At 65.1% G+C, this 9,878-nt stretch carries 12 protein-coding genes; 10 read left to right on the top strand and 2 right to left on the bottom strand.

Features of this window, described 5'->3' with window-relative positions; translation table 11 throughout:
* A partial coding sequence (locus G3O00_RS35400; protein WP_206145763.1) for a Rieske 2Fe-2S domain-containing protein occupies positions 1–345 on the top strand: 345 nt, incomplete at its 5' end.
* Between the two features lie 12 nt (positions 346–357).
* The gene (locus G3O00_RS35395; RefSeq protein ID WP_043181957.1) at positions 358–1,350 is read left to right on the top strand and encodes a S49 family peptidase; all 993 of its coding nucleotides are present in this window, start codon (positions 358–360) and stop codon (positions 1,348–1,350) included.
* Positions 1,351–1,412: 62 nt separating this feature from the next.
* On the opposite strand, the gene G3O00_RS35390 is transcribed toward G3O00_RS35395, so the two are convergent.
* Both G3O00_RS35390 and G3O00_RS35385 read right to left on the bottom strand, forming a co-directional pair.
* Complete coding sequence (locus tag G3O00_RS35390) at positions 1,413–2,135, bottom strand: SAM-dependent methyltransferase (RefSeq protein ID WP_011351399.1); 723 nt, start codon at positions 2,133–2,135, stop codon at positions 1,413–1,415.
* A complete protein-coding gene (locus tag G3O00_RS35385) occupies positions 2,132–2,764 on the bottom strand; it encodes a Maf-like protein (protein ID WP_011351400.1) in 633 nt (210 codons plus the stop codon). Before G3O00_RS35385 ends, G3O00_RS35390 begins: the two co-directional genes overlap by 4 nt.
* A 229-nt stretch (positions 2,765–2,993) precedes the next feature.
* Between G3O00_RS35385 and G3O00_RS35380 the strand changes: the two genes are divergently transcribed.
* The 8 genes from G3O00_RS35380 to fabF all read left to right on the top strand — a co-directional run bounded on the left by G3O00_RS35380 (position 2,994) and on the right by fabF (position 9,724).
* The gene (locus G3O00_RS35380) at positions 2,994–3,629 is read left to right on the top strand and encodes a DUF177 domain-containing protein (protein WP_206145762.1); all 636 of its coding nucleotides are present in this window, start codon (positions 2,994–2,996) and stop codon (positions 3,627–3,629) included.
* Between the two features lie 98 nt (positions 3,630–3,727).
* Positions 3,728–3,907, top strand: coding sequence for a 50S ribosomal protein L32 (gene rpmF, locus G3O00_RS35375; protein WP_006051932.1), 180 nt, complete (start codon positions 3,728–3,730; stop codon positions 3,905–3,907).
* A 129-nt stretch (positions 3,908–4,036) separates the two neighbouring features.
* Positions 4,037–5,143, top strand: a complete 1,107-nt coding sequence (gene plsX / locus G3O00_RS35370; RefSeq protein ID WP_174934588.1) for a phosphate acyltransferase PlsX — start codon at positions 4,037–4,039, stop codon at positions 5,141–5,143.
* Entirely contained in the window at positions 5,144–6,133 is a 990-nt protein-coding gene (locus tag G3O00_RS35365) for a beta-ketoacyl-ACP synthase III (RefSeq protein WP_011351403.1), read from the top strand.
* An 88-nt stretch (positions 6,134–6,221) separates the two neighbouring features.
* Positions 6,222–7,154, top strand: coding sequence for an ACP S-malonyltransferase (gene fabD, locus G3O00_RS35360; protein WP_174934592.1), 933 nt, complete (start codon positions 6,222–6,224; stop codon positions 7,152–7,154).
* A gap of 36 nt (positions 7,155–7,190) precedes the next feature.
* A complete protein-coding gene (gene fabG / locus G3O00_RS35355) occupies positions 7,191–7,940 on the top strand; it encodes a 3-oxoacyl-ACP reductase FabG (RefSeq protein WP_006476504.1) in 750 nt (249 codons plus the stop codon).
* Positions 7,941–8,084: 144 nt separating this feature from the next.
* The gene (acpP, locus tag G3O00_RS35350) at positions 8,085–8,324 is read left to right on the top strand and encodes an acyl carrier protein (protein WP_004197638.1); all 240 of its coding nucleotides are present in this window, start codon (positions 8,085–8,087) and stop codon (positions 8,322–8,324) included.
* Positions 8,325–8,491: 167 nt separating this feature from the next.
* Positions 8,492–9,724: a beta-ketoacyl-ACP synthase II gene (fabF, locus tag G3O00_RS35345; protein WP_011351406.1), complete on the top strand. Its 1,233-nt coding sequence runs from the start codon at positions 8,492–8,494 to the stop codon at positions 9,722–9,724.
* Positions 9,725–9,878 lie beyond the last annotated feature (154 nt).

Below are 9,878 nucleotides of genomic sequence, written 5' to 3'. Positions count from 1 at the left end.
GGCGCCGGCGTGCGCGTCGACGCGACGCTGCGCGGCGAGCAGGCCGTCGTGTTCTTCGTGCGCTACGAGGGCCAGGCGTACGGTTACCTGAATCGCTGCGCGCATGTGCCGATGGAGCTCGACTGGGCCGAAGGGCAGTTCTTCGAATCGTCGGGCCTCTACCTGATGTGCGCGACGCATGGCGCGATCTACGAGCCGAACACCGGCAAGTGCGTCGGCGGCCCGTGCCGTGGCGGCCGCCTGCGGCCAGTCGAGGTCGACGAGCGCGACACGTCCGACGGGCGTGCGGTATTCTGGGTGCCCGACGCCGACCTGCGTCCCGCCGTTCCCGCCACGACCGACTAACGACAACACTGCATGGCCGACCAACCGAATTCCCCGGATTCCTCCTCCCGTCCCGACAGCCGTGAACCGAACTGGGAGCGTGCGGCGCTCGAGCGGATCGCGCTCGCGGCCGTGAAGGAGCAGCGCGCGGCGCGGCGCTGGAAGATCTTCTTCCGTTTCGCGTTCCTCGCCGTGTTCGTGCTGTTCGCGTTCGCGCTGATCGATTTCTCGAGCGATTCGAAGTTCTCGTCGAGCGGGCGGCATACGGCGCTCGTGACGATCGACGGCGAGATCGCGGCCGGCGTCAACGCAAACGCCGACGACATCAACACGGCGCTCGATGCCGCGTTCGACGACGACGGCACGGCCGGGGTCGTGCTGCGGATCAACAGCCCGGGCGGCAGCCCGGTGCAGGCCGGGATGGTGTACGACGAGATTCGCCGGTTGCGCGCGAAGTATCCGGACAAGCCGCTGTACGTCGTCGTGACCGACATGTGCGCATCGGGCGGCTATTACATCGCGTCTGCGGCCGACAAGATCTTCGTCGACAAGGCGAGCATCGTCGGCTCGATCGGCGTGCTGATGGACGGGTTTGGCTTTACTGGCCTGATGGGCAAGCTCGGCGTCGAGCGGCGCCTGCATACGTCGGGTGAAAACAAGGGCTTCTACGACCCGTTCTCGCCGGAAACGCCGAAGATGGACGCGCATGCGCAGGCGTTGCTCGACCAGGTGCACGCGCAGTTCATCAAGGCCGTGAAGGACGGCCGCGGCAAGCGGCTGCACGAGACGCCCGACATGTTCTCGGGCCTGTTCTGGACCGGCGAGAAGAGCGTCGAGCTCGGGCTGGCAGACGGCTACGGCACGACCGACACGGTCGCGCGCGACGTGCTGAAGGCGCCTGATCTCGTCGACTATACGGTGAAGGAAAGCCTGACGAACCGCGTCGCGCGCAAGTTCGGCGCGGCCGTCGGCGGCGCCGCGATGAAGGCGCTGACGGCCGGCGGCGCGTCGGTCAGCTTGCGCTGACCAGAGCGGAGGCGGGCGGGCCGCGATGGCCCGCCGTTCACGTGGCGGATCGCCTGTTGCGTTCAGTTCGCCAGCAGCAGGAAGATCGCAGGGCGCTTGTGCAGATTCGGCGCAGGCGCCTTTTTCCAGTCCGTGACGGTACGGCTCGCGATCGTCTCGGTCGGGAGGGTCAGGTCGGCCGCGACGCAGATCTGCGTCGACGGCGCGCAGGTCGCGACGAGCGTGTCGAGCATCGCGTGATTCCGGTACGGCGTTTCGATGAAGATCTGCGTCTGGCGCGCCTTGCGTGACAGTTGCTCAAGTTCGCGCAGGCGTTTCGCGCGCGCGGCCGCGTCGACCGGCAGATAGCCATTGAACGCGAAACTCTGGCCGTTCAGGCCCGATGCCATCAACGCGAGCAGGATCGAACTCGGCCCGACGAGCGGCACGACCTTCACGCCGCGCTCGTGCGCGCGGCGCACCAGCAAGGCACCGGGATCGGCGACGGCCGGGCAGCCGGCTTCGGACACGAGGCCGGCGTCCGCACCGGCCAGGATGGGTGCGAGCAACCGGTCGATGGCGCCGGCCGGCGTATTGACGTTCAGTTCGCTGATCTCGATTTCCTGGATCGGGCGCGTCGTGCCGATCTTCTTCAGAAACGCGCGCGTCGTCTTCGCGTTCTCGCCGATGTAATAGCCGAGCGTGCCGGCGCGGGCCTGAACGGCCGCGGGCAGGACGGCCGCGAGCATCGATTCGTCGCCTTCGCCGAGCGTGTTCGGGACGAGGTAAAGCGTGCCGGCGGTCATGCGCGGTCTCCACGGGTGGTTGCAAACAACGGATAGTCGGCGGCGCGCAGCATGCGCGTGAGCGCGATCAGCGGCAGGCCGACGAGGGCGGTCGGGTCGTTCGAGTCGATCGCGTCGAGCAGTGCGATGCCGAGCCCTTCGGACTTCGCGCTGCCGGCGACGTCGTACGGCGTTTCCGCGCGCAGGTACGCGTCGAGTTCGGCCTCGGGCAGCGAGCGGAAGCGCACGTGCGTGACGATGTCCTCGACCTGCGCTTCGCCCGTCCGGCTGTCGTACAGGCAGAGTGCGCTGTGGAATTCGACTTCGCGGCCCTGCATCGACACGAGTTGCGCGAGCGCACGCTCATGGGTGCCGGGCTTGCCGATCTGGAGGCCGTCGAAGGTCGCGACCTGGTCCGACCCGATCACGAGCACGCCGTCCGGCGCGTCGATCGTGGCTGCGACGGCGCGCGCTTTCGCGGCGGCGAGGCGCAGGGCGGTCGCCGCCGGCGTTTCGCCGTCGTGCGGGGTTTCGTCGAGGTCGGGCGACACGACGTCGAAGGGGATGCCGAGGCGCTCGAGGAGCGCGCGGCGGTAGCGTGAACTGGAGGCAAGAATCAGCCGCGGCGGGCGGCAAACGGTATCCGGCATGGTCGGTTGGATCGGTGAGTCGTCGGGTATTGCGCGGCGTTGCGCGGACGCAAGCTTAAGTGATTGACCGCAAAAGGTAAAACAGGTATGCTTTCCCGCTTTTCGTCGGCAGGCTTTCGTGTGGTGGCGCCTGCCGGGTCTTCGGAAGTAAAGTACGTCATCTGCGGATGAGCCGTACGCGAGCGGTACCAAGCCGGATTCGCAAGTCAGCCTGTAGGCAGGAGCGCACATGAACACTTCTTCTGGCAAACCGGCTGCGGCGCTTGATCCGCATGCAATCGACCTGTTCGAGTTCGCCCGCAGCGGGCGGCAGGCAGCAGGTGCGGTGCACCTCTCGCAACTGCCGCGCATGTTAAACGAAGTGCCTGCGGACGCGCCAGATCGCGACACGGTCTTCACATGGCAGGCGGAAGGGTTCACCCAGAAGGAGTTGCAGGACGACGGCGCCGATGGGCAGCAGCCGTATCTGCGGCTTGCGGTGCACGGCCATGCGTGGCTCACGTGCCAGCGCTGCATGACCCCGTACGACCAGACGTTCGGCGTCGACATGACGTACCGGGTGGTTGCGACCGAAGAAGAAGCTGAAGAATTTCCGCTCGACGACGATGAAGCCGATGTGATCGTGGGCTCACGCCAGTTCGATCTCGTCGACTTGATCGAAGAGGAATTGCTGCTTTCGTTGCCGCTCGTGCCCAAGCACGAGGTTTGCCCGGCAGTTCACGAAAGCCTCGTGTCGGGTGCGAGCGGTCCCGCGGAAGAGGCGGACGAGGAGTCCGACGAAGCCGGGGACGAAGGCAAACGGCCGAATCCGTTCGCAGCGCTGGAAGCGCTGAAGAAGGACGGTGACGGCACCAAGAAACACTAAGCAGTTGTGGCGCGGGAAGGCGTAAAGGCTTTGGGCCAGGGTAGTTAAGCGCCGGATCGGGCTGTGTTAGAATCCGGAAAATCAATTAGGAGTTAGTCATGGCAGTCCAGCAAAACAAGAAGTCGCCGTCGAAGCGCGGCATGCATCGTTCGCACGATTTCCTGACGGCAGCGCCGCTGGCAGTCGAGCCGAGCACGGGTGAAGTGCATCTGCGTCACCACGTCAGCCCGAACGGCTACTATCGCGGCAAGAAAGTCGTCAAGACGAAGAACGACTAAGCGTCAAGTCACGCGTTGCGCGCTACGCTTGCCGTTCGCGTGACAACTGGTTCGCTTGACACTTTCCTGGCTCGACAAAAAGGCGGCATTCATCTGCCGCTTTTTTGTGCCTGAAATTCGTCGCATTCCATGACCGTAAAGCTCACAATCGATTGCATGGGAGGCGACCACGGCCCGTCCGTGACCGTTCCCGCGGCAGTCAAGTTCGTCCGCGCGCATCCCGATGCGCACCTGATGCTCGTCGGCATCGAAAGCGCGATCCGCGCTCAGCTGAAAAAGCTGAAAGCCCTCGACGATCCCGCGCTGACCATCGTTCCCGCCACCGAAGTCGTGGCGATGGACGACCCTGTCGAAGTGGCGCTGCGCAAGAAGAAGGATTCTTCGATGCGCGTCGCACTCAACCACGTCAAGGAAGGCGCGGCGCAGGCCTGCATCTCCGCCGGCAATACCGGCGCGCTGATGGCCGTTTCCCGTTACGTACTCAAGACGCTGCCCGGCATCGAGCGGCCCGCGATCGCGTTCGCACTGCCGAACCCGACCGGCTACACGATGATGCTGGACCTCGGCGCGAACGTCGACTGCGAACCGCAGCACCTGCTGCAGTTCGCGGAAATGGGGCACGCGCTCGTGGCCGCGCTCGAAGGCAAGGAGCGTCCGACGATCGGCCTGCTGAACATCGGCGAAGAGGTGATCAAGGGTAACGAGACGATCAAGCGCGCAGGCGAACTGCTGCGCGCCAGCACGCTCAATTTCCGCGGCAACGTCGAAGGCAACGACATCTACAAGGGCACGGTCGACGTGATCGTGTGCGACGGCTTCGTCGGCAATGTCGCGCTGAAGACGTCCGAGGGGCTTGCGCAGATGCTGTCGGACATCATCCGCGAGGAGTTCGGCCGTTCGCTGATGTCGAAGCTGATGGCGCTGCTCGCACTGCCTGTCCTGATGCGTTTCAAGAAGCGCGTCGATCACCGCCAGTACAACGGCGCGGCGCTGCTGGGGCTGAAAAGCCTCGTGATCAAGAGCCACGGTTCGGCCGATGCCTACGCGTTTGAGTGGGCGATCAAACGCGGGTATGATGCCGTCAAAAACGGCGTGCTGGAGCGCCTCGCGCGCGCGATGGCGGATAATTCAGTGTCGCTCGGCGATGGCGAACACAACGCGGGCGGCGCGGGCCATGCAAGCCCCGCCGCAGGCCATCACGCCGAACCTTCCGCTGCGCAATCCTCTAAAGCATAAATGGCCCAATCGACTCTCTATTCCCGCGTGCTCGGCACGGGCAGCTACCTGCCGCCTGACCGCGTCACGAACCAGCAGTTGACCGATCGTCTTGCGAAGGAAGGCATCGAGACGAGCGATGAATGGATCGTTGCGCGCACGGGTATCCATGCGCGCCATTTCGCCGCACCGGACGTCACGACCAGCGACCTCGCGCTCGAGGCGTCACGTCGCGCGATCGAAGCCGCCGGCATCGATCCGCAGTCGATCGACCTGATCATCGTCGCGACTTCGACCCCCGATTTCGTGTTCCCGAGCACTGCGTGCCTGCTGCAGAACAAGCTCGGCATCAAGAACGGCGGCGCGGCATTCGACGTGCAGGCCGTGTGTTCGGGCTTCGCGTACGCGATGGCGACGGCCGACAGCTTCATCCGCAGCGGCCAGCATCGCACGGCGCTTGTCATCGGTGCGGAGACGTTCTCGCGCATTCTCGACTTCAAGGACCGCACGACCTGCGTGCTGTTCGGTGACGGCGCGGGCGCGGTGATCCTGTCCGCGTCGGAAGAGCCGGGCGTGCTCGGCAGCGCACTGCACGCGGACGGCAGTTATTCGCACATCCTCTGCACGCCGGGCAACGTCAACCGCGGCGTGATCGAAGGCAGCGCGTTCCTGTACATGGACGGGCAGGCCGTGTTCAAGCTCGCGGTCAACGTGCTCGAAAAGGTCGCGATCGAGGCGCTCGCGAAGGCGAATCTCGCGCCCGAGCAGATCGACTGGCTGATTCCGCACCAGGCCAACATCCGCATCATGACCAGCACCTGCCGCAAGCTCGGCCTGCCGCAGGAGCGCATGGTCGTGACGGTCGACCAGCACGGCAACACGTCGGCTGCGTCGATCCCGCTGGCATTCGACACCGCGGTGCGCGACGGTCGCATCCAGCGCGGCCAGCACGTGCTGATCGAAGGCGTCGGCGGCGGCTTCACCTGGGGCGCGTCGGTCTTCCGCTACTGATCTGATCCGCAGCGCGCGATTGCTGCGCGCGGATCCCATCGGCGCGCCGTTCGTGCGCGCCGTCCGAATCGATTCAATTGGGGACGATATGAAATTTGCATTCGTATTTCCGGGGCAGGGCTCGCAGGCGGTCGGCATGCTCAACGCATTCGCCGATCTGGCCATCGTGCGCGAGACGGTCCAGGAAGCGTCCGATGCACTCAATCAGGATCTCGGCAAGCTGATCGCCGAAGGCCCGGTCGAGGACCTGAACCTCACCACCAACACGCAGCCCGTGATGCTCACCGCAGCCTATGCGTGCTATCGCGCGTGGCAGCAGGCAGGCGGCCCGGCGCCGTCGATCGTCGCCGGCCACAGCCTCGGTGAATACACGGCGCTCGTCGCTGCCGGCGCGCTCGCGTTCAAGGACGCGGTGCCGCTCGTGCGCTTCCGCGCGCAGGCGATGCAGACGGCCGTGCCGGTCGGCCAGGGCGGCATGGCCGCGATCCTGGGCCTCGATGACGACACGGTGCGCGCGGTCTGCGCCGAAGCCGCGGAAGCGGGCGTTGTCGAAGCGGTGAACTTCAATGCCCCCGCGCAGGTCGTTATCGCAGGCAACAAGGCCGCGGTCGAAAAGGCCTGCGAGATCGCGAAGGCGAAGGGCGCGAAGCGCGCACTGCCGCTGCCGGTGTCGGCGCCGTTCCATTCGTCGCTGCTCAAGCCGGCGTCGGACCAGCTGCGCGACTATCTCGCGAACGTCGACGTGAAGGCGCCGCAGATTCCGGTCGTCAACAACATCGACGTCGCCGTGGTCAGCGATCCGGCTGCGATCAAGGATGCGCTGGTGCGCCAGGCCGCGGGCCCGGTGCGCTGGGTCGAGTGCGTGCAGCACATCGCCGGCACGGGTGTCACTCACGTGATCGAATGCGGTCCGGGCAAGGTGCTCGCCGGCCTGACGAAGCGTATCGACAGCAACCTGACGGGCGCGTCGGTATTCGATCCGGCTTCGCTCGACGAAGCGCTCAAGCTGGTGACCGCCTGACGCGGCGCCTTTTCTCAAGAGACGGATATTCGATTCATGGACAAGACTCTCGATAAACAGGTTGCGATCGTCACCGGCGCATCGCGCGGTATCGGACGTTCGATCGCGCTCGAGCTCGCGCGCCTGGGCGCGACGGTGATCGGCACGGCGACGAGCGAATCGGGCGCTGCTGCGATTACCGCGGCGTTCGCGGAAGCGGGCGTCACGGGACGCGGTGCGGTGCTGAACGTCAACGATGCAGCCGCCGCCGAGGCGCTGATCGACGCGACCGTGAAGGAATTCGGCGCACTGAACGTGCTCGTCAACAACGCGGGCATCACGCAGGACCAGCTCGCGATGCGGATGAAGGACGAGGACTGGGACGCGGTGATCGACACCAACCTGAAGTCGGTGTTCCGCCTGTCGCGTGCGGTGCTGCGCCCGATGATGAAGGCGCGTGGCGGCCGCATCATCAACATCACGTCGGTGGTCGGCTCGGCCGGCAACCCGGGTCAAGTCAACTACGCGGCTGCAAAGGCCGGCGTGGCGGGCATGACGCGTGCGCTCGCGCGCGAAATCGGCAGCCGCGGCATCACCGTGAACTGCGTGGCGCCGGGCTTCATCGACACCGACATGACGAAGACGCTGCCGGAAGAACAGCAGGCCGCGCTCAAGACCCAGATTCCGCTCGGCCGCCTCGGCAGCCCGGAAGACATCGCCCATGCCGTCGCGTTCCTCGCATCGCCGCAAGCCGGTTACATCACCGGTACGACGCTGCACGTGAACGGCGGCATGTACATGTCGTAACGATTTTCGTTTACCATCCGCGCCGTATCCCGATTTTCAGGCGGATCGGCGCTTGATCGACCATCAAGCCAACGTGCGTTTTGGCGTCAGCAAACCTGATAAAATGCGCGCACTTGTAAATCTGAACTTTCCCTCGGAGGGGTAATGGACAACATCGAACAACGTGTCAAGAAGATCGTCGCTGAACAACTGGGCGTCGCAGAAGCCGAGATCAAGAACGAAGCTTCGTTCGTGAACGACCTGGGCGCCGACTCGCTCGACACGGTCGAACTGGTGATGGCTCTGGAAGACGAGTTCGGCATGGAAATCCCGGACGAAGAAGCAGAGAAGATCACGACCGTTCAGCAAGCGATCGACTACGCTCGCGCAAACGTCAAGGCGTAACGAGCGCCTTTCGCGCTTGTCCGCCACGTCGCCGCGATCTTCGCGATTGACGCGCCATCCTGCCGGCTTCGCGCCGGACGGACTAACAGCCACAGGGCTCGCAGGGCTGGTTCCTGTGGCCACTGTGGCTTTTGTTTTTGTCATCCAATAATGGAAAAGAGGTTACCGTGAGCCGCCGTCGTGTTGTTGTTACAGGCCTGGGGCTGATTTCGCCTGTTGGCAATAATGTTGCCGACGGCTGGGCCAATCTCGTCGCCGGCAAGTCCGGTATTGCCACCGTCACGAAGTTCGATCCGTCGAACCTCGCCGTCCACTTCGCAGGCGAAGTGAAGGGTTTCGTTCCCGAGGAGTACATCCCGGCGAAGGAAGCCCGGAACATGGATACGTTCATCCATTACGGCATCGCCGCCGGCGTCCAGGCTATCAAGGACAGCGGGCTGGAAGTGAACGAAGCCAATGCGGAACGCATCGGCGTGCTGGTCGGTTCCGGCATCGGCGGCCTGCCGATGATCGAAGATACGCACCAGACCTACGTCGATCGCGGCGCGCGCCGGATTTCGCCGTTCTTCGTGCCGGGTTCGATCATCAACATGATCTCGGGTCACCTGAGCATCATGTTCGGCCTGAAGGGCCCGAACCTCGCGGCCGTGACGGCCTGCACGACCGGCCTGCACAGCATCGGCCTCGCAGCGCGCCTGATCCAGGCCGGCGATGCCGACGTGATGGTCGCGGGCGGCGCCGAATCGACGGTGTCGCCGCTCGGCATCGGCGGCTTCGCGGCAGCGCGTGCGCTGTCGACCCGCAACGACGATCCGGCCAGCGCATCCCGTCCGTGGGACAAGGACCGCGACGGCTTCGTGCTGGGCGAGGGTGCCGGCGTGATGGTGCTCGAAGAGTACGAAGCGGCGAAGGCACGCGGTGCGAAGATCTACGCGGAAGTCTCGGGCTTCGGCATGACGGGCGACGCGTACCACATGACCGCGCCGAACATGGACGGCCCGCGCCGCTGCATGGTCGCGGCACTGCGCGACGCCGGCGTGAACGCGGACGAGGTCCAGTACCTGAACGCGCACGGCACGTCGACGCCGCTGGGCGACAAGAACGAGTCCGACGCGGTGAAGGCGGCGTTCGGCGAGCATGCGTACAAGATCGTCGTGAACTCGACGAAGTCGATGACGGGCCACCTGCTGGGTGGCGCGGGCGGCCTCGAATCGGTGTTCACGGTGCTGGCGCTGCACAACAACGTGTCGCCGCCGACCATCAACATCTTCAACCAGGACCCGGAGTGCGATCTCGATTACTGCGCGAATACCGCGCGTGACATGAAGATCGACGTTGCCGTGAAGAACAACTTCGGCTTCGGCGGTACCAACGGCACGCTGGTGTTCAAGCGCGTCTGACGCCGCAATCGCTTGACGAGTCCATTCGATGCTCCGGCCGGGCGTCCGCAGCGTTTTGCGTTGCGGGCCTCGGCCGTGTCGTATTTCGTGCTGGCCGTGTTCGTCGCGTCGGCTACCGCGTCGGCGTACCTGTTCTGGGCGCCGCGCGCGGGCA

The organism is Burkholderia sp. Ac-20384 (assembly GCF_017104605.1).
GTDB lineage: Bacteria > Pseudomonadota > Gammaproteobacteria > Burkholderiales > Burkholderiaceae > Burkholderia > Burkholderia lata.
This window is presented reverse-complemented; position numbering and strand designations above follow the sequence as displayed.

Excerpts from the sequence above, each read along its gene's own strand:
- G3O00_RS35380 (WP_206145762.1), top strand. The coding sequence starts at position 2,994 with ATGAACACTTCTTCTGGCAAACCGGCTGCGGCGCTTGATCCGCATGCA.
- fabG (WP_006476504.1), top strand. The coding sequence starts at position 7,191 with ATGGACAAGACTCTCGATAAACAGGTTGCGATCGTCACCGGCGCATCG.
- G3O00_RS35395 (WP_043181957.1), top strand. The coding sequence starts at position 358 with ATGGCCGACCAACCGAATTCCCCGGATTCCTCCTCCCGTCCCGACAGC.
- rpmF (WP_006051932.1), top strand. The coding sequence starts at position 3,728 with ATGGCAGTCCAGCAAAACAAGAAGTCGCCGTCGAAGCGCGGCATGCAT.
- G3O00_RS35365 (WP_011351403.1), top strand. The coding sequence starts at position 5,144 with ATGGCCCAATCGACTCTCTATTCCCGCGTGCTCGGCACGGGCAGCTAC.
- acpP (WP_004197638.1), top strand. The coding sequence starts at position 8,085 with ATGGACAACATCGAACAACGTGTCAAGAAGATCGTCGCTGAACAACTG.
- plsX (WP_174934588.1), top strand. The coding sequence starts at position 4,037 with ATGACCGTAAAGCTCACAATCGATTGCATGGGAGGCGACCACGGCCCG.
- fabD (WP_174934592.1), top strand. The coding sequence starts at position 6,222 with ATGAAATTTGCATTCGTATTTCCGGGGCAGGGCTCGCAGGCGGTCGGC.
- G3O00_RS35390 (WP_011351399.1), bottom strand. The coding sequence starts at position 2,135 with ATGACCGCCGGCACGCTTTACCTCGTCCCGAACACGCTCGGCGAAGGC.
- G3O00_RS35385 (WP_011351400.1), bottom strand. The coding sequence starts at position 2,764 with ATGCCGGATACCGTTTGCCGCCCGCCGCGGCTGATTCTTGCCTCCAGT.